Source organism: Arthrobacter sp. 01T428, from assembly GCF_056398685.1.
Map to the genome: position 1 here is coordinate 127,000 of NZ_JBFTPW010000004.1, position 18,659 is coordinate 145,658.

Sequence of the window (18,659 nt, forward strand, 5' to 3'; positions counted from 1 at the left end):
CCCCGTCATTTCTGCGAGCGCGGCTGCGGTCATGGTGGCGGTGGTTGGTATTTTCCTTATCGCGACGAATCTGACTGGCATGTAATGAGAAATTTGTTTCGGCTGGTCTACCGGCGAACAGTCTACTGTTGCGCGTCCTTGCCGCAGTCCTCAGCCAAAGGTCCGCGCTTTCTCGTTGGCGGGTTCCCTTCAAGCTTTGTTGGGCGAGTTTTCTGCGAGGCACTCGTAGATGATTCCGACGGGTATCTCGTCGCTTAGTTCGATGCTGTAGGAAGCTGCGTCATGCCATGTGACTTTGACCCCACGTGATCCGCCGCGTGATGCTTCTGCCTGGACGTGCCACATGGCCTCCGTGGTGACCGACCTTCCCTTGTTTTCGTACTCCGGCGATTGAACCGGGATCCGAGTGGACTGCAACTTAGAAACCATGAGAAATAGCTTCCCTCTTGCATTTGGTCAGGACGTCGAACCTGGAGCCTTCAAAGAGCTGCTGCTGCAAGGCTCCATAGTTCTGCAGCCAGAGCACGGGGTCCTCCCCGGTGACGCCCTTTAAATGGTCGTGACGCGCCGGTCTCCACCGTGTCATGTCTCGATATCGAGGCCTACGAGCGACCCACCATTCGTGGTGGACTTCCATCCCTAGGTTTCCTTCAAGGTAATTGCGCGGGTTTGGGGTTCAATGGTGGAGGCGAGCATCAGCGCCTCCGAACAGAGACACCATCCGACTTGAGGAATGTCTGTGTTTCGGATTCTTCATTGCCGATCCACAAGACGCCGCCGCTCCCGGATACTTCCTCAACGCGACCGTGAGCGATCACTTTTGCGTTCCTCACAATGTTGACGAACTCACCGCTTTGGAGCTCACGCCAATCGGATAGTACAGCGTGCATTCTGCGTTCCTTGACTGCTTCTCGAGCCTTCATTTCCCTTACCTTGCTCTTGCTTTAGGCGACTGCTGCCGCGATGTCCGGCCAGATGCCAGCAACGTTTAGATCTGCAACGGGAGACTTCGAATCGGGCAAACTGCGCAACGATGGGCTGAAACGCGCGCTCGACTCTGAGCTTGGTTTGTCCTGCACCGATTCGCAGTTTGACCGCTCCCCCGGAACTGTTCGTCCGCAATCGGTGATCGCCCGCACCCAATCATCGTGCCGACCGTGCGCGAGCTTCCGGTTCATCATTGCAATCAACTCACTAAACTGAATGGCCTATTCGATCCCTTCCAGAATCGGCCTTAGGCAACGGGACAAAGCGTGTCAGTTTGATACACAGTTGCGAACTGCGTGGCCGTGGATGAATGGACTGCCAACGGTCAGCCGTCACCTTCTCAGCCGCCGGTAGCTCCCGGCCGGACAAGGAATCCTGATCCGATAGTTGTCCTCTGGGGACCGGACGGAACTCGCGACACCTGGTTGGAATTGCCCGGGCACGGGAGTTTCGGTGAGTAGTCACGGGTCTGGAGCCAGCACGCCGAGAAGCGTAGAGTCGGTTGATCCAATGAAGGGGCCCCGTATCGGGGCTTGAATCGTCAGAAGTGACGGTGTAACTCCGCGAAGGAGCCTGATATGGCTGGATGGAACGCAGACACGGCGGCCGCGCCTTTGAGTGCAGCGGTGACGCTAGTGGAAGGTTCAAATTTCTGCATCTCCTCGGCTAACGGGGACATCATCCCGGAATACCCTCACGGCGTCTTTTTCGAGGACACCCGGATCCTGTCCCGGTGGATCCTGACCGTAAACGGTCAACTGGTTGAACCGCTGGCGACCGAGATCAAAGAGCCCTACCGTGCGCTTTTCGCCGGTCGGGTGCCGCGATCCGAAGGCGTTACGGAGAGCCCCCTGATCGTTGAGAGACTGCGGGAGGTCGGTGCGGGCATCCAGGAGCGGATTACGGTTCGCAACTATTCGGGGCAACCGGTCGAATGCATTGTCGGCATAACCGTGGAAACAGATTTCGCCGACCTTTTCGAGGTCAAGGAAGCGCGTATCCAGCGGCGCTGGAACGAAACCCGGGAGTTGGACAGGGATTCACTGGTCATCCGGGGCACGTGGCGGGACGTCAGCAAAGGCGTGGTAATCACGGCTGGCCGCGACGCCGTCGTCACTGAAGCGTTAACCTACAGAACGACAATCGAGCCGCGCGGACATTGGAGTGCGCTGCTCAGCGTGGCGCCTCTCGTGAATGGCGCTGTCGCTCCGGCGCCTCATGCCCGTCCGGAGACCGACGCGCTAACACCGCGTGACCGTCGTCGACGGGAGTGGGTGGCCAAGATCCCAGTCCTGCAAATGGGCAACCGCTCAATCGAGCGGACCCTGCGACGTAGCTACGACGATTTGGGCTCGTTGCGGATTGAGGATCCCGGACACCCGAACCGGGTAGTGGTGGCGGCCGGGGCGCCATGGTTCATGACTCTGTTTGGACGGGATTCGCTGTGGGCTTCGGCGATGGCGCTCCCCGTGGACCCCTCCCTGGCTCTCGGCACGCTGCAGACACTTGGCGACCGTCAAGGAAGAGTAGTGGATCCGATGAGCGAGGAAGAGCCCGGCAAGATTTTGCACGAGGTCAGGCTAGACGTTTCAAGCGCACTGGCTCTCGGTGGTAAATCCACCTACTACGGCAGCATTGACGCCACTCCGTTGTTTCTTATGGTGCTCGGGGAGGTGAGCCGTTGGGGCTTTGCCAAGGAAACCATTGCCGCATTGCAGCCTAACGCGGACCGCGCGTTGGGCTGGATCGTGGACTACGGGGACAAGGACGGGGACGGTTTCGTCGAGTATGAGCGACTTAACGAACGGGGATTGATAAACCAAGGCTGGAAAGACTCCTGGGACGGAATCAATTTCGCTGACGGAACCTTGGCTGAGCCTCCAATCGCTCTTTGCGAGGTGCAGGGGTACGTCTATGGTGCCTTCCTAGCATCTGCCTGGATGGCGTACGAAACCGGTGACTTGGCCAAGGCGGCCGAGCTGCGGGATCGTGCCGCGCGTCTCAAACGACAGTTCAACGAACAGTTTTGGCTGCCGGACAAGGGCTACTACGCAGTCGCGCTGGACAAGGATAAGCGACCGGTCGATGCATGCGCCTCTAACATGGGCCACTGCTTGACAACGGGCATCGTTGATAAGGACAAGGCGCCGTCAGTGGTCGAGCGACTAATGTCCCCGGAGATGTTCAGCGGTTGGGGAGTGCGCACACTTGCTACCGATATGAGGGCCTACCACCCGGCTAGCTACCACAACGGTTCGGTCTGGCCGCATGACAACGCGATCATCCAGGTCGGACTAATGCGCTATGGTTTCGTGGCGGAGGCCCAGCGGATCTCCACGGCGTTGCTTGAAGCGGCGGAATTCTCGGACGGGCGACTTCCCGAATTGTTCTGCGGATTCAGTCGGGAGGACTTCACCGAGCCCGTAGCGTATCCTACGGCGTGCTCACCGCAGGCCTGGGCAGCGACCGCACCGATCATGCTTGTAACAACGTTGATGCGATACGACCCGGACGTATCCCTGCGCGGAATATGGATGGATCCGGTACTCCCGGAGTCCTATGGAGATCTGCACATCACCAACGCACCGGTGGGCGACTCCCGGATCACTATCGACATTTCCGGGTCCGGATTTTCTGTCAAGGGATTGCCAGACGGAATGACAGCTCGCCGAGGTTACCTGCCATGGGTGGGAGATCTTATGGAACAGGGGCGGTCTCAGCTATAGGTTATCTAGCTTGGGCTGCGGGCCCTAGGGTGTTGCGGTGCTAGTGGCGGCGACGGTAGGCCATCTGAACGGCCACGAGCGCTGGAGGGTTAGCCGACTTCACGTCGAGGGCCGGATCCTGATTGCCGCCCTCGCCCGCGAGACCAGCGTCAGTCTCCGCACACTTGAACACTGGCCTCAGCTCGACCGCATTGGCGGCGCCAGCGCACTCAATCCCCATCCACGGGCCGACACCGACGTCTTACGAACCAACGGCGACGGCGCGTTCACGCTCTTTGGGGTGGTAGCCGCGCTTGGCGTGAGGAGGATGCACAACCCGCAGTCCGTGCTTCTCCTCCAGCTCGCACCGACATCTTGGGCGCGCTTAAAATCCTTGTGCTGGCTCCACCGGGTGCCGTCCTCGCGGACCATCGACATAGCAAGGTGAATGTGGTCATTGCCCGACTTGCTGGACCCGTGGTGGATGGCAACCCACCGGCACCGCGGCTTCCCGTCGCTGCCGGTAAATCCCATCTTCTCCGCGAAAGGGTTGTTGCTGCTTCCGAGTCAATCATCAGCGAGCTGGACATTCCCAGGTCTGTCTTCGGTGCGGGCAAGGAGGGCAGTAAGCATGTCTTCCACGTCTCGCTGAGCCGTCCGGCCGGTGAGGGACAGCTCAGCGACGAGACGCGGGGGAAATCGCCTATGATTGCTGCTGGCATGCCGGAGAAAAACCATTCGACTCTCGTCGGCGTGCTGGCTAGCTGTGGAACCGATGGACCCTCCGGCGGCCCCCCTCTTGGGGGTAGCTGCTGACAACTCCGGCGTCTTTCAGGCGCCTGAGAATCGTCAGGTGGGCTGAATCGTCCGGCAAGAGGGGGCGTTCCCTGCCAGGGTCGGCGATGAGGGGGTAGTCTCCGCCCATCCCGCGGAGGAGGTCGCGCATCTCTGCTTCCGTGAGGGCGGGAGAATGAGCCATCAGCCGCACCAAAGTGTTGTCCTCCACCCCAGACCGGGTGGCCAGTTGGATCTGCGGGTAGTCGAGCTGGATATCCTCATACTGTTCCGCATATCGAGCAGCAGCGCGGACCCCTGTGCCGTCATCGCCCACTGCATACTCAACAAGACTTTCGAGTACAGCAGCCTTCACCTTCGGCGAGATCCGGGCACTGGCGAAAAGCGAAGGCAGGTCGGCGGCGGGGAGTATCGCGGGGCTCATGTAATCAGCGAAATGCTCCGAGCCTTCGATCGCGGACTCACGAGTTGACCAGTCGAGCATTAATGCACTGGAGAACGCCGATGGTCCGTCGGCGATGACGCCTCGTTCAAGGAGATGGCCGATCAGTTCTCCTGATTCGGGCTGGATGTTATCTGCCGGGACGTGAAGACTTGGATCGACAAGACTACCCGCGAGCCCTACGCGCAGCTCGGGATCCGAAAGGGCCTTCCGCGACGCCAGCAGCGTGATGGCCAGAGCAATTCGCTTGGAGCCGTCTGTGCCGTCAACCGCGGCAATCGCCATATCCTTTCGAAGAAGGATCGCGAGCCCGGGACCGACTTCGCCCAGATTGTCGATGGAGGCGGTGACGTTCTCGAAAGTTGCCGTGGTCCTGTGATCCCCGGCCAGGGCGTCCCAGGCCGCTGCCGGCACGGTCTTCAAGTCCGGAACGAAGCAGTCTTCCGCGGCACCTTGGATGACTGCCGCGAGAAGGTCCTGGTCTATCTGGGCCGCGTAGACGTCCTGAATGATCTGCGCGAATGCTTCCGGGTGCGAAACGGTCCGATCTCCGTCGTGGACGACTGCGAGGTACTGGTCGAGCTCCTCCAACACGTGTCGGTAGACCTTCTCTGCGGTTTCGCGGAGGCGGTCCAACGCAATGTCCTGACCGCCGGCGAGGAACCGGAGGTTCTCGGCAGTGATCCTGTAGCAACTTAAGTCGGCGGCGACCTCGAGCGCTGCAGGGTTCAGCGCCCTCAGTGATGGCAGTGCGGCTCCGCTCTCAGCGATCAGCGCCATGGCCTTTACGGCGTCTTCCTGTGTTTTGTCGGCGGTGAGGGAGGCGATTTCTGCGGCGTGATCTTCGAAGTAGGAGCGGACTGCTCCACCGAGGTTGTAGGTGAGGCCTGGGCTCCAGTTGCGCAGAGCTTCATCGATCAGGACGGCGGTCAGCTCGCCTTCCTCGGCGACCAGCCATTCGAAGATCGCCGGCACGAGGGGCACTAGCCCCTCGATGAACTTTCGGCGCTGTTGTCCGTGGGCGAGGTATTCGCTACAAAAGGCTTTTTCGGCCTCTCCCCCGGCGGCCATTTGGCCGAACAGATGCTTGACGAGGTTTGGCTTATTCTCGAGAAGGTGGTCCATCACGGAGCAGTTATACATGCTCGGATCGCGGAGGACCCCCTCTCCCTTCTCGGAGATGATGGCATCCACATCATCTCCGAGAAGGACATATACAGGGTCGGCCTGTCCTTTGTCGATGTGCTGGACGATGTAGTTCTGAGCATCGAGGCGTAGGTGCTTGCCGTAGTAGACCGAGACATAGAGGGCGAAGTAGTCGTTGATGTAGCCGTTGGCGACGAGCTGGCGGGCGAGTTCTGATCCGAGCAGCCGCTTGCTGATGCCGCGGAAGGTCTCCCCTTCATTCGAACGGGCGGGAAGAGTAAACTCTGGACGCGCTGCGAGTTCCTGCCACGTGTTGTGGCGGAGGAAGTCAGTTCGTTGAATCGCATCATCTTTGATGCGATTCAACTCGGTCCGGTCCGCTTCGTTCCAGGCTTCAGGGGCGATCTCGATCCCGAGGAAGGAGGAGAGTTGTTCGAAGGGCACGGAGTATGCGGGGTAGCCAGGGTTGAATTGGATCCCCACCGGGCCGCGTTCGGTGATCAGTCTTGTCCATGTTGATCCGTCACGGATGCCGGCGCTGTCTACTACGAGTCCACCCATCGAGACCGTCGCCCGCGCCTCCCCGTTCGGGTGGCGCCGGCCCAACACATGGGCGAGCTGTTCCAGTCGCTCGCCCAACTGTTCGCTCCGAGCAGCAATGGCGTTGAGGGTTTCCAGCCGTGAAGCGGCGTCGCGGGCCGTGCTCGTCTCGTGCGCGATGTTCTCCCTGACCAGCTTCCGCCATTCCCCGTGCAGCATATCGAGTTGACTGTCGCCGAAGCGGATCTTCTCGAAATCGGCCATGTGTACGTTCTTATACACGATCATGGAAAAGAGTCGATCCGCGTCGAGACCGCTGAGGCGCTTGTCCTCAGGGGAGCTCAGGAGCTTGCTGGCGAACACGTCGTATTCGTTGCGCATATTGTGGATGAGGCGCATATCTGCAACGTGCCGCGCAGCCAGGTCGATTAGGTTTCGGGAGACGCCGGTGCCCTTCATGTCATCTGCCATGAGGTCGCGGGCGTTTCGGTGGGTGATGAACGGTACAACGGGTACGACCAGGTCGAAAAACTTCGTCCGGTTGGCCCGCTCGATTTCTTCCCTCGCTTCGTCCGCTTGACCTTCGTCCCCGGAGCTTTCACCGATCTTCTCGAAGACACTGTCCCGCAAAGCGTAGATGAACTTCAGCGGCCGCCGGCGTTTGACCTGCTTTGCGCCGTTAAGGAGAGTGTTCAGCGCCTTGAGTGCTTCGAAGATATGCACATCGTTGAACCTGTCGATGTCCTCGAAGACCACGATGTCTCGCTTGCTCACCTCGAAGTAATAGACGATCTCATCGAGGTACTGGTCAAAATAGCTGGATGATTGAGACGACAGAGAGACCGTGGCTGGCCCTGCGGTGAACTTATCGAGGAACACCCTGTTGTGGGTGAGCCAACGGATGACTACCACCGACCCGGACAGGAGGAGGAAGAGCATGCCGTGGTCGAGCCACAGCAGGGCAGTGTCGGCGCCCGCCATTGTCATGAACGGTTTGTCGAGGCCCGTCAGGAACAGCACACCCAGGGCAAGTAACCCGACCGTCAGCCCGAACACTACTTGCCGTCCCCACTGGAAACGGGTGATACGGCGGAATCTCGACCCCCGGGTCCTGGACGGATCCTCCTTGTAGAGGATCTGCTTCACGATCTCCTTCTCGATCCGGTTTGTCGGTGTTGCGTCCGCTGTTTTCGCAGCATTAGCCGCCGGCGCTCCAGCGGGTTCGTTAGCGGGCTCCTTGACTGGTACCTTGCCAACCGTGGAGAACGAAAGTTCGACAACCCGTTTCGGGTATTTTCTGGCAACCTCGCCCAAGATGCTGCTCTTGCCAGTACCGTATGGGCCGGTCAAAGCGATGTTCCGTACCGCGGGCATTTTCTCGATCGCATCGACCAGCAGATCGACATACAGCTTGTGCTGGTCCTCAAACTCCGGAGCTAGACTCCGCAGTGCTAGCGTCCCATCCGCAAAGGTGTCACTATTCAACTAAATTCCTTCCCCATTCATGGCTGATGCTACCCGGGGTCACGACATACAGCATGAAGAAGCGGCGGACGAGCGGACACGGATCAGGACGGATCGAATGTCTTGCTGCAGGACATTGGCGCCCATGAGTTCCTGCACGCGCTGACGAGCTCGGTCCAAAGCTGTCGTTCCTTCACCGCAGCGCCATCAGCCTCAGCTCGGGCCGCACGCTTTCGGCACGTTCAGCCATCCGCGCGGATCGCCACCCTCGACGAATACGAACGCGAACTCATCACCGAGCGGGTCCACGCCGGCGTCGGGCAGTGAAACAGATCGGCACGCTCTGTGGCCGGCTAGCCTCCGATCCGCTGGTCATCGCGGACAAACTGGCTATCGCGCAGGCCGCTCCGCTCGGATCCGGTTGTACGCCCCGCTAGACCATTTCAGTCTTGCCCGCATCCCGATAAAGGCCGGTTATGTCCGTCCTTGACGCACCGTCAAGGGTGGGCCGTAGGCCCATCACGCAGTGACGCGGACGCGCCCTTGACTGAGCGGCGGGGACGGCGAGCATGGGAGGCCGGGATGCGATACCAACCCAAGGAGGCCTGTTCATCCAGCTAAACGTCGACGACGTGTGTACACGGTGACGCCGTTCGTGGTGGTACCCACACGGGCATTCATGTCCGCATCCATGGCGCGCCCACCGATGGACGGCGCGCGGCGCCAGGATTCTCCGCGTCATTGTCAGTGCTGGTCGAAAGGTGTTCGCGTCAGAATGGATCACTCTTCGACCGTCACCGCCAAGGTCCCGACGAGCCGCATACCAAAGGCGGGGACGGCTAGTTGAGGCCGACTGCGTCCACAGGTAACGGCCGCCTCAGTAGGCACTGAGGGCCGACATGCTGAACGGCCGTTGGTTGAAGATCTGATCAGGAATCCCGGCTCTAGACGCTAGGAAGTACCTGGCCCGTCTGAGAGCGTGTCTGTGCGTCAAGCCATGCCTCTACATCGCTGGCGCGATAGCGGACGCCGCTGCCTAATTTTACGAACTTAGGGCCCATCCCTCTATAGCGCCATTGCGCCAGTGCGGGCGCCGTCTTGTGAAGCTTGGCTGCCAGCTCTGCCGGGGTCAGCAGTTCCGATTCCATGAAGCCTCATTCCCTTCCGTGAACGCCTCGTCATATTAGATGCAAAGTTGCCAATTACGCTTGTTGTCTATATAGCGTGTATCGTTTCTTATATGGTACATAGCGGAGAACGGCTGCGAGGACATGACATTGGCCCAACCGGCAAGACCGTCGCTCGGAACCTGAAGCGTTTGCGGGGTAATGTCACCCTGCGGGAGCTTCAGCAAAGGCTCAGAGGCGTCGGGCACGAAATTTCCGCAAGTGGAATACAGAAGATCGAGGCCGGCGTCAGGCGGGTTGATGTTGATGATCTCGTGGCCCTGGCGGTAGCCCTGGGCGCGAACCCAAACGCACTCCTGTTTCCCAAGTCGCTTGACGAGCCGGTGGCCGTCACCGGAGCCGATCCGGCTGACCTAATACGGGTTTGGGAATGGGCGGATGGCATAACGCCGATCGACGGCGACGTGAGCAGTGATGACTACGTACGGGGGCTGCGCCCCGACTTCATCCCGGCAGGGAATACGAAAATTGGTCCCGTGACATTCGAAGACCTCAATTTACGAGTGGACGAGCTCAGCGCGATTATCAAGACCCTGGTTGATCAGAACGCAGCGAAAGAACAATCCGGCTATGGCAACGATTGAACCCTATGAGACACGGGCCGGGCGCCGGTATCAGGTTCGCTACCGGAAACCTGACCGGGTGCAGACCAAGAAACGTGGATTCAGGACAAAGAGGGATGCCGAGCTTTTCCTCGCCAGCGTTGAGGTATCCAAGGCCCGCGGGGAGTTCATAGATGCGGCAGCCGCAAAGGCCCTGATCGGTCCCCTTGGGGAAGCGTGGTTGTCGCGGCAGACTCATTTGAAACCATCTTCATTGCGCCCCGTGGAGTCGGCTTGGCGTAATCATGTGCTGCCGGTGTGGGGCGGTACGGCAGTCTCTGATATTCGAAAGACCGATGTGCAGCAGTGGGTCTCGGGTTTGACGAAGGGGGATCAGAGTGCTGTCCCGACCCGGAAACCGAAGGGGGCAACGCTTGTAATCCGCGCTTACGGAGTCTTGGCGGCCATCTTGGATGACGCCGTGAGTGACCGTCGAACATTGAGTAATCCAGCTCGGGGCGTAACCTTGCCGCGCAAGATCAAGAAGCCGCACGTCTACCTGAGTCACGAGCAAGTGCATGCACTCGCCGCAGCCAGTAAATATCCGACACTGGTTCTCGTGCTTGCCTACTGCGGGTTGCGATGGGGTGAGGCGACTGGACTGCGAGTCAAACATCTGGACATGTTGCGGCGGCGTTTCGTGATCGAAGAAAACGCGGTCCAGGTCGGTTCGATCATCGAAGTAGGTACGCCCAAGAACCACAAGAAACGAACCGTGCCGTTTCCGCGATTCCTCGTTGAGCCCCTGGCGCAGCAGTGTGAGAACAAGGACAGAAATGATCTGGTGTTTCCTGGCGAGAATGGCCGTCACCTTCGCCTCGCACGCGTGCACGATGACAACATGAGCTGGTTCGCAGGGGCCGTGAAGAGGGCGGGAGTGCCACGAATCACGCCTCATGATCTCAGGCATTCCGCCGCGAGCTTTGCCGTATCGGCCGGTGCGAACGTCAAAGCGGTGCAAAGAATGCTCGGTCACAGCTCGGCGGCGATGACCCTGGACATCTATGCGGACCTGTTTGACGGGGACTTGGACAGCGTTTCGGACGCCCTGGACCTTGCAGTGTCCCTGGCGAATGTGCCCAAAATGTGCCCAAAACCCTGATTTCGCCAAAGCAAAAGGCCCCCGATCCCTTGTAAACAAAGGGATCCAGGGGCCTTTCAAGTGGCGGTGACGGTGGGATTTGAACCCACGTTGGCTTTTACACCAAACAACATTTCGAGTGTTGCACCTTCGGCCGCTCGGACACGTCACCAACTGAAATAGGGTACCGGAGTGGAGGCCCGTTCCCCAAAACGGCCGGGCGACGCCCACTTAGTAAGTAGCCTTCCCTTTCGTAATCGCAGCCGCAGGACTAGATTCGCAAGCACGATGACTCTTCCACGAAACGCACCGCAGAACACGGACACCCAGAACACGCACCCCCAAACGGCCCTGGCCTACTGGACGGTCGGCCCGTGCCAAGGCGAGCTCCGGAGCGAGGACCTTCCGGCGCCGGCGCAGGGCGAGGCTGTGGTCCGTGCTTTGTACTCGGGAATCAGCAGGGGCACAGAGCTCGTGGTCCATGAAGCGCACGTGCCCACACGAACCGCGAAAGCGATGCGGGCCCCCCATCAAACCGGGGACTTTCCCGCGCCGGTCAAGTTCGGTTATCTATCGGTCGGAATAGTTGAACAAGGCCCCGAGGACTGGATCGGCCAGAATGTGTTTTGCCTGCACCCGCATCAAGACCGCTACGTCGTGCCGCTCACCTCACTCACCCGAATACCCGACGGCGTGCCGGAACGCCGCGCTGTGCTCACTGGCATCGCCGAAATCGCCCTCAACGCCCTTTGGGAGGCGGGGCCCCGCCTGGGTGACAGGATCGCCGTCGTCGGCGCCGGATTGGTGGGCGGCATGACCGCGGCGCTCCTGCGCGGTTTCCCGCTGGAGCGCTTGCAACTGGTGGAGACGGACCCGGCGAAGCGCGGGTTCGTGGAATCCCTGGGCGTGGAGTTCGTGCTCCCGGACGACGCGCATCAGGATTGCGACATCGTGTTCCACTGCTCGGCCACGGATGAAGGACTGGCCCGTAGCCTGCAATTAGCCGGGGACGAGGGCGAGATCATTGAGATGTCCTGGTACGGGGACCGGAAGGTCTCCTTGCCGCTGGGGGAGGACTTCCACGCCCGGCGCCTCACCATCCGAGCCAGCCAGGTGGGAGTGGTGGCACGTTCGCGCCGGCATAGCCGTACCTCAAGAGAGCGGCTGGAACTGGCGGTCTCTCTGCTGCGGGACCCCATTTTCGACGCGTTCCTCACGGGGGAGTCGCAATTCGAGGAACTGCCGGAGGTCTTCAATGGCATGGAAAACGGCGAACTGGACGATCTTTGCCGAGTCATCAACTACCCCGGGACCCCGCAGCGGGAAGGAAACGAGGCATAACGATGTTCAGCCTCACCGTCCGCCGGCACTTCATGATCGCCCACAGCCTTCCGCGGGAATCGTTCGGCCCGGCCCAAGGACTCCACGGAGCCACTTTCGTGGCCGAGGTGACATTCCGTCGGGCCAAACTGAACGACGACGCGATCGTCCTGGACATCGGCGCCGCTGGAACCATCGTGGACGAGGTGCTGGCCGGCCTCAACTACAAGAACCTCGACGAACACCCGGACTTCGCCGGACAGCTCACGACGACGGAAGTGCTGGCCCGCTTCATCGCTGAGGCGGTTGCAGCGAAAGTCCGCGAGAGCGACGACGGCGGTGCGCTCGCCGGCGTCGACGTCCTCCTCCGGGAACATCCCGACGCCTGGGCAGGCTTCTCGCTGGATTTCGAGTGGTAGCTCGCGCGGGACCGCCCCGGATGGCGGATAAACGGTGCAGAATGGGGCCATGACGTCCGCCGTGCTTTCCGCTCAAACGCTCACCCCGGAACTCCTCCGCGCCTGGGCGTGGCACAGACAGGGCCTGGACGGTTCCCTCTCCGGCAAGACGTCCGAGGAAGTCCTGGATCGCGCCGGCTGGGCCCGCTCGGTGGGCGGTGCCAACCCCTACCTGACGCTCTTCGCCCGGGCCGGGATCCGGCGCGAACAGGTCGATCGCGACGTCGCCGAGTTGAGGATCCACGAGCTCCCCACGGCCCGCGGTTGCACCTACGTCCTGGGCCGGAACGACTTCGCGTGGGGCCTCCACGTCGGCCGGGACGCCGCGGTGGCGCCGTTCAAGGTCCTGGCCCGCCTCGGCGTCGAACGCGGTGAGATCACCCTCCTCGAAGAGCAAGTACTCCACACCCTCCTGGAATCCAGCGACCCCATGGATCCCAAGCAGCTCAGGGACGAGCTCGGCGAATCCGTCCGCAGCCTCGGCGAAGAAGGCAAGAAGAAAGGTGCGTCAACCACCCTGCCCACGGCGCTAGGGCTCCTCCAAGCCGATGGCCGCATCCGTCGCGTCCCCGTCAACGGCCGCCTCGACCAGCAGCGCTACGCCTACACGTCGTGGGTGCTGCCGCCCAGTGGCCTCGACGACGACGCCGCCCGGGCGCTTTTGATCGAACGGTACCTGCGCTGGACTGGCGGAGCGACGTTCAAGCAGAGCCAATGGCTTACCGGATTCACAGTCGCGCAGAGCAAGGCGGCGCTGGCCGCCGTCGGCGCCGTCGAAGTGACGACGGCGGCAGGCGAGCCGCTCTGGATGCTGCCCGACGACGTCGAGCACCTTTCCGCGTTCACGGCGCCGCAGGAGGAACAGATCCAGCTTCTGGCCGGGACGGATTCTTTGGTACTGCTGCGCAGGAATTCGGCGGACATGCTGGCCGAAGGAGATCGGGGCCGGAAGATCCTGGACACCACGCTGGCACTGCAGGCGGACCTGTCCGACCACCCGATCCTGGACCGGGGACGGATCATCGGGCTGTGGCAATACGATCCGGGCAAGGAACGGATCGCGGCATGGACGTTCGACAAGCCCACTGCGGCCGTCACCCAGCGGATCAGTGAGGTGGAGAGCTGGATCCGCGAGGACCTCGGCGATTTCCGCTCGTTCAGCCTGGACTCGCCGGCATCGCGGCAGAAACGCATCGACGCCCTTGACAGTGCCAATTCATAAGGCGAACGCTGGTCTCAGGTTGGAGTGCTTCAGTCCACCCAGAATCCGGAGAACTCGCCGGTGGCTTGCGTGTAGGTGGCGTCCACGTGTTTTACGCGGCCGGGGGCGTCCCGGGACTGCAGCCATTCCAGCAGGGAATCGACGGCTTCACGGTCACCCTCAGCGATGACCTGCACTGAGCCGTCCAACTGGTTGGCAGCTTCCCCGGTCAATCCCAATAGCCGGGCTTGGTGCATCGTGGAGTACCGGAAACCCACGCCCTGGACGCGGCCGGTCACCATGGCCGTGACGCGCACTGGGGAACTCATGCGGCACCCGATCCATACGGCCTCGTGATCGCCTCGAGGAAATGACCGTCCGGATCGGCGAAGTAGACGCCGCGTCCGCCGTCGTTGTGGTTGATCTGCTGGGGGCGTGAGCGTGCAGGATCGGCCCAGTAGGGGATGCCCTCGGCCTGGATCCGGGCGAAGATCCCGTCGAAGTCGTCCTCGCTGACCAGGAAGGCATAGTGCTGGGGAGAGATGGGCCGGTCCGCCGTGGCGAAATCGAGGGCGACTCCATGGTCAAAGGCCACGGTCATGAAGGACCACACGGCTTGCGGCTTCGGAAGCCCAAACACGCTGGCGAGGAACTCCGCGGATCGGCGTTTGTCCGTTGCGTAGACGATGGTGTGGTTGAACGAGACGGTCATGAGGTCCTCCCCAGCTGTGCTGCCTGAGACCATCTGACGTCCAACACCTCACAATTTCAAGGGCGATCCGGAGGCAGCTGCTATTTCCGGTGGGCTGCGAAGAAATCGCGCAACAGAGCCGAGCATTCCTCTTCGCGCACGCCTGCGTACACCTCCACCCAGTGGTTGAGCCTGCGTTCGCGCAAGATATCGAATACCGATCCGGCGGCACCGGCCTTCTCATCCCAGGCGCCGAAGACCACCCGCGGAATCCGGGCCAGCACAATGGCTCCGGCGCACATCGCGCACGGCTCCAGCGTCACCACAAGGGTGCAGTCCTCGAGGCGCCAGCCGTCTCCGCCTTCGCCGAGCTCAAGGGCGTGGCGTTGCAGGGCTGCGGCCGCCTCGCGGATGGCGACAATCTCGGCGTGCGCCGTCGGGTCGCCGTGCGCTTCCCGTTCGTTCCGCCCGGCACCCAGCACGCCGCCGTCGGGCCCCAGGACGACGGCGCCGATCGGCACGTCCTCCGTATGCAGCGCCCGCCGGGCCTCGTCCAGGGCCAGACCCATCCAGGCCGCGTGCTCTGCGTGATAAGGCTCGTTGGTGCTCATGCCTCAATGATAGTTTTGGAGTCATGCGCACACTCGTCGTGGACCACCCGCTGGTCGCTCACAAGCTCACCGTTCTGCGGGATAAGAACACTCCTTCACCGGTCTTCCGGCAACTCACCGAAGAACTCGTCACTTTGCTGGCCTACGAGGCCACCCGCGAAGTACGGACCGAAGCGGTAGAGATCGAAACCCCCGTCACCAAGGCGATCGGCACTGCCTTCACGAAGCCGACGCCGCTGGTGGTCCCCATCCTGCGCGCAGGCCTCGGCATGCTTGAGGGCATGACCAAGTTGGTCCCCACCGCCGAAGTGGGCTTCCTGGGGATGGCCCGCGACGAAGAGACCCTGGACATCATCACCTACGCCGAACGCCTCCCCGAGGACCTCACCGGCCGCCAGATCTTCGTCCTGGACCCCATGCTCGCCACCGGCGGCACACTGCGCGAAGCCATCAAGTTCCTCTTCAAGCGTGGCGCTTCGGACGTCACGTGCATCTGCTTGCTCGCAGCCCCGGAGGGCCTGGCCAAGCTGGAAGAAGAGCTTTCCGAGGCCAACGTCAAGATCGTCCTGGCATCGATTGACGAGAGGCTGAACGAGAAGGCCTACATCGTTCCGGGCCTGGGCGACGCCGGAGACCGCCTCTACGGCGTGGCCGGCTAGCGAGTCCGGCTAGCTACTAACCCGCGCGGCGCTGGGCCTTGCTTGCCTTGAGCACCATGGGCAGCTTGGACCGAAGGGTGCACTCAAGCAACTCCTCGGCGGTCTCGTCCTGCTCGTAGACTTCCGGCAGGCGGATGCCGATCAGGGTGTTCATGAGCATGCCCTGCGCAAGGAAGTCGCGGGAGGTTTCGGGGGACAGGCCGGCTTCGTCGCGCACCAGGCGGTAAATATCCAGGAATCCTTCCCTGGCGCGTGCCCCGATGGCGGGTTCATGGCCGGCGACGAAGGCCTGCATCAGCATCATGAGAATGCCGCGATCCTCGATCAGGTCGGCGTAGGCGATGGCCATGAGCTGCTTGAGCTGTTCCGGGCGGCCGCTCCCGGCGGCAGGATCGAGGTGCCGCAATTCTTCGGCGAGTTCTCCGGCGTCGTACGCCGCGATGACGTCGCGGAACGCGCGCAGCAGCTTGCCCTGGGCGCGATCCAGGGCCTCCAGGAACAGTGTCTCCTTGGTGCCGAACATCCGCACGACATACGGCTGGCTGATGCCCGCGGCCTTTGCCACTTGGTCCGTGGTGGAACCAGCGTAGCCACGCTCGGCGAACACGCCGGTGGCAGCTTCCAGGATCAGTTCGCGCCGCTGCGCCGCAGGTATGCGTTCGGCAGTTGCCTTGCTGCTTGAGCCCGATTCCCGGGCGCCTGTGCCCCCTGTTTTCTTCGCCACACTTGACATGTTATCAGTCGATAACTAACTTTGGCCCTTAAGTAATCATTCGATTACAACAACCCGATTTAGCGCCACCTCAGCGACCCGTGGAGTCATCATGAAACGCACCATTCCCGTTTGGCTGGCCATTGTGGCGGCCTCTCTCCCCGTCTTCATGGCCACACTGGACAACCTCGTGGTCACCAACGCACTGCCCGTCATGCACAAGGCCCTCGGTGCGAGCGTCGAGGAACTGCAGTGGATCGTCAACGCCTACTCCCTGAGCTTCGCGGCGTTCATGCTCCTCGCTGTCGGCCTGGGGGACCGCTTCGGCCGCCGTCACGTGTTCATTGCGGGCCTTGCCATCTTCACCCTCGCGTCCGCAGCGGCAGCCGTCAGCACGGATCCGGTGCAGCTCATCGCCGCCCGCGCGGTCCAGGGCGTTGGCTCCGCGGCGCTCATGCCGCTATCGCTCACCCTGCTGGTGGGCTCGGTCAGCGACAAGCTGCGCCCGCTCGCCATCGGCATCTGGGGCGGAGTCTCCGGCCTGGGTGTCGCACTGGGGCCGCTGATCGGCGGCGCAGTCGTGGAAGGCTGGAGCTGGGAAGCGATCTTCTGGCTCAACGTGCCCATCGGCATCCTGTCGATTCCTCTGGCGCTCTTCGCGCTGCCGAACAGCTTCGGCGCCCGTGTCCGCGCCGACGTCGTAGGCCTTCTTCTTTCCGGACTTGGCCTCCTGGGGCTCGTCTTCGGCATTGTCCGGGGGAACGACGCCGGCTGGTCCAGTGCCGAAGTCCTCGTAGGCTTGATCGGTGGCGGCGTCCTGCTGCTTGCCTTCGTTCTGTGGGAATCCCGGGTCGCTGCGCCACTGCTTCCGCTCCGGCTGTTCCGCGACCGCAGCTTCACCGTGGCAAACCTGATCGGCTTGACCTTCAGCTTCGGGATCTTCGGGTCTGTCTTCATCCTCATCCAGTTCCTGCAGGTAGTGCAGGGCCACGGACCCCTCGCAGCAGGCGTCATGACGATGCCCTGGACCTTGGCGCCCATGTTCGTGGCACCGCTTGCCGGCCTGTTGGCCCCGCGGCTTGGCACCAAGACCCTGATGATTGCGGGCCTCGTGCTGCTGACAGCGGGCATGTTCTGGCTGGCCGGAGTCCTTTCCGCGACCGTCCCTTATGAAACCCTGGTGCCGGGCTTTGTTGCGGCGGGAATCGGCATGGGGTTGGTTTTCGCCCCGATGTCGACGGCGGTGCTCGCCAACATGCGCGCCGAGGACCACGCGAAGGCGAGCGGGACCAACTCCACTCTCCGGGAGATCGGTGTGGCACTGGGCGTGGCCGTCCTGACGGCAGTCTTCACGGGAGCCGGCGGCAAACTCACTCCCACCGGCTATGTGGACGCAGCCATTCCCGCCGTCTATGTTGGTGCGGCTGTGCTGGTCCTTGCCACGTTGGCGGCGTGGCTCCTTCCGTCCCGAGCCCGAGCCCGCGCGCAAGCTGAAACAGAAGTCGGCGTGGGCACCTGGGGAGGCGCCGCCGTCGAACTCGTCAACGCGGGGTCACTTACGGCCCAATTCGAGCAGCAACATGGGCCGTAAGTGACCCAGCGTTGTGCTCCGCCCCTACCGGTTTTCGGGCTCCGCCGATAGCCTTTGGCGCATGGACTGGAAACTTGAACTTGTGTTTGTCCCCGTGTCCGATGTGGACCGCGCCAAGGATTTCTACGTCAACAAAGTGGGCTTCAACGCCGACTACGACGAGCGGCCCATGGACGGTATTCGCTTCGTCCAACTGACTCCGCCCGGCTCGGCCTGCTCCATCTGCATCGGCGAGGGCCTCAACGACGCCCCTCCAGGCACCGCTCCCAGCCTGCAAATGGTGGTGGGGGATATCCAGGAGGCCCACAGCCAGCTCAAGGCCAACGGCGTGGAAGTCAGCGACATCGACATCCAGGATTGGGGCCACTTTGTGTACTTCACCGATCCGGACGGCAACAAATGGGCCGTTCAGTACATCCCCCACCGGCCCAACGGCTAGGACTCACACCGTAAGAGTTGGGCCGCAG

18 protein-coding genes and 1 tRNA gene are annotated in these 18,659 nt (G+C 61.9%); 11 read left to right on the top strand and 8 right to left on the bottom strand.

Annotated features, from left to right (window positions below; genetic code table 11):
* Positions 1–189: 189 nt before the first annotated feature.
* On the bottom strand, positions 190–429 hold the full coding sequence (locus AC1DJB_RS07280) for a hypothetical protein (RefSeq protein WP_476910116.1): 240 nt from the start codon (positions 427–429) through the stop codon (positions 190–192).
* A gap of 1,136 nt (positions 430–1,565) precedes the next feature.
* Between AC1DJB_RS07280 and AC1DJB_RS07285 the strand changes: the two genes are divergently transcribed.
* Together AC1DJB_RS07285 and AC1DJB_RS07290 are read left to right on the top strand one after the other, a co-directional pair.
* Positions 1,566–3,713, top strand: coding sequence for an amylo-alpha-1,6-glucosidase (locus AC1DJB_RS07285; protein WP_476910117.1), 2,148 nt, complete (start codon positions 1,566–1,568; stop codon positions 3,711–3,713).
* 43 nt (positions 3,714–3,756) lie between these two features.
* Positions 3,757–4,140, top strand: a complete 384-nt coding sequence (locus AC1DJB_RS07290) for a hypothetical protein (RefSeq protein WP_476910118.1) — start codon at positions 3,757–3,759, stop codon at positions 4,138–4,140.
* A 312-nt stretch (positions 4,141–4,452) separates the two neighbouring features.
* On the opposite strand, the gene AC1DJB_RS07295 is transcribed toward AC1DJB_RS07290, so the two are convergent.
* The gene (locus AC1DJB_RS07295) at positions 4,453–8,100 is read right to left on the bottom strand and encodes a YobI family P-loop NTPase (protein ID WP_476910119.1); all 3,648 of its coding nucleotides are present in this window, start codon (positions 8,098–8,100) and stop codon (positions 4,453–4,455) included.
* 102 nt (positions 8,101–8,202) lie between these two features.
* Here AC1DJB_RS07295 and AC1DJB_RS07300 point away from each other — a divergent pair, with 102 nt between their 5' ends.
* Positions 8,203–8,406, top strand: coding sequence for a hypothetical protein (locus tag AC1DJB_RS07300; RefSeq protein WP_476910120.1), 204 nt, complete (start codon positions 8,203–8,205; stop codon positions 8,404–8,406).
* Positions 8,407–9,023: 617 nt separating this feature from the next.
* Here AC1DJB_RS07300 and AC1DJB_RS07305 read toward each other — a convergent pair.
* Positions 9,024–9,227, bottom strand: a complete 204-nt coding sequence (locus tag AC1DJB_RS07305; RefSeq protein WP_306962584.1) for a helix-turn-helix transcriptional regulator — start codon at positions 9,225–9,227, stop codon at positions 9,024–9,026.
* Positions 9,228–9,319: 92 nt separating this feature from the next.
* On the opposite strand from AC1DJB_RS07305, the gene AC1DJB_RS07310 reads away from it, so the two are divergent.
* The gene (locus tag AC1DJB_RS07310; RefSeq protein ID WP_476910121.1) at positions 9,320–9,850 is read left to right on the top strand and encodes a helix-turn-helix domain-containing protein; all 531 of its coding nucleotides are present in this window, start codon (positions 9,320–9,322) and stop codon (positions 9,848–9,850) included.
* On the top strand, positions 9,837–10,970 hold the full coding sequence (locus AC1DJB_RS07315) for a tyrosine-type recombinase/integrase (protein WP_476910122.1): 1,134 nt from the start codon (positions 9,837–9,839) through the stop codon (positions 10,968–10,970). The genes AC1DJB_RS07310 and AC1DJB_RS07315 overlap by 14 nt, the downstream gene beginning before the upstream one ends.
* Positions 10,971–11,031: 61 nt before the next feature.
* Here AC1DJB_RS07315 and AC1DJB_RS07320 read toward each other — a convergent pair.
* A tRNA-Ser gene (locus tag AC1DJB_RS07320) sits at positions 11,032–11,121 on the bottom strand.
* 116 nt (positions 11,122–11,237) lie between these two features.
* Here AC1DJB_RS07320 and AC1DJB_RS07325 point away from each other — a divergent pair.
* Genes AC1DJB_RS07325 through AC1DJB_RS07335 form a run of 3 tightly spaced genes read left to right on the top strand, consistent with a single transcriptional unit; the run spans position 11,238 to position 13,949 of the window.
* Complete coding sequence (locus AC1DJB_RS07325) at positions 11,238–12,290, top strand: zinc-dependent alcohol dehydrogenase (RefSeq protein WP_441437586.1); 1,053 nt, start codon at positions 11,238–11,240, stop codon at positions 12,288–12,290.
* Positions 12,291–12,292: 2 nt separating this feature from the next.
* Positions 12,293–12,688, top strand: a complete 396-nt coding sequence (locus AC1DJB_RS07330) for a 6-pyruvoyl trahydropterin synthase family protein (protein ID WP_441437587.1) — start codon at positions 12,293–12,295, stop codon at positions 12,686–12,688.
* Positions 12,689–12,737: 49 nt separating this feature from the next.
* Entirely contained in the window at positions 12,738–13,949 is a 1,212-nt protein-coding gene (locus AC1DJB_RS07335) for a DNA glycosylase AlkZ-like family protein (protein WP_441437588.1), read from the top strand.
* Positions 13,950–13,978: 29 nt separating this feature from the next.
* Here the strand turns inward: AC1DJB_RS07335 and AC1DJB_RS07340 are convergent, their stop codons facing one another.
* The 3 genes from AC1DJB_RS07340 to tadA form a co-directional block, all read right to left on the bottom strand.
* Entirely contained in the window at positions 13,979–14,257 is a 279-nt protein-coding gene (locus tag AC1DJB_RS07340; protein ID WP_441437589.1) for an acylphosphatase, read from the bottom strand.
* Entirely contained in the window at positions 14,254–14,640 is a 387-nt protein-coding gene (locus AC1DJB_RS07345) for a VOC family protein (RefSeq protein ID WP_441437590.1), read from the bottom strand. The genes AC1DJB_RS07340 and AC1DJB_RS07345 overlap by 4 nt, the downstream gene beginning before the upstream one ends.
* Before the next feature lie 80 nt (positions 14,641–14,720).
* The gene (gene tadA / locus AC1DJB_RS07350; protein ID WP_284988734.1) at positions 14,721–15,230 is read right to left on the bottom strand and encodes a tRNA adenosine(34) deaminase TadA; all 510 of its coding nucleotides are present in this window, start codon (positions 15,228–15,230) and stop codon (positions 14,721–14,723) included.
* A gap of 23 nt (positions 15,231–15,253) precedes the next feature.
* Here tadA and upp point away from each other — a divergent pair, with 23 nt between their 5' ends.
* Complete coding sequence (upp, locus tag AC1DJB_RS07355; protein WP_059388604.1) at positions 15,254–15,889, top strand: uracil phosphoribosyltransferase; 636 nt, start codon at positions 15,254–15,256, stop codon at positions 15,887–15,889.
* A gap of 16 nt (positions 15,890–15,905) precedes the next feature.
* On the opposite strand, the gene AC1DJB_RS07360 is transcribed toward upp, so the two are convergent.
* The gene (locus AC1DJB_RS07360; RefSeq protein WP_441437591.1) at positions 15,906–16,613 is read right to left on the bottom strand and encodes a TetR/AcrR family transcriptional regulator; all 708 of its coding nucleotides are present in this window, start codon (positions 16,611–16,613) and stop codon (positions 15,906–15,908) included.
* A gap of 100 nt (positions 16,614–16,713) precedes the next feature.
* On the opposite strand from AC1DJB_RS07360, the gene AC1DJB_RS07365 reads away from it, so the two are divergent.
* Positions 16,714–18,192: an MFS transporter gene (locus AC1DJB_RS07365; protein ID WP_441437592.1), complete on the top strand. Its 1,479-nt coding sequence runs from the start codon at positions 16,714–16,716 to the stop codon at positions 18,190–18,192.
* A 61-nt stretch (positions 18,193–18,253) separates the two neighbouring features.
* On the top strand, positions 18,254–18,631 hold the full coding sequence (locus tag AC1DJB_RS07370; protein WP_441437593.1) for a VOC family protein: 378 nt from the start codon (positions 18,254–18,256) through the stop codon (positions 18,629–18,631).
* Positions 18,632–18,659 lie beyond the last annotated feature (28 nt).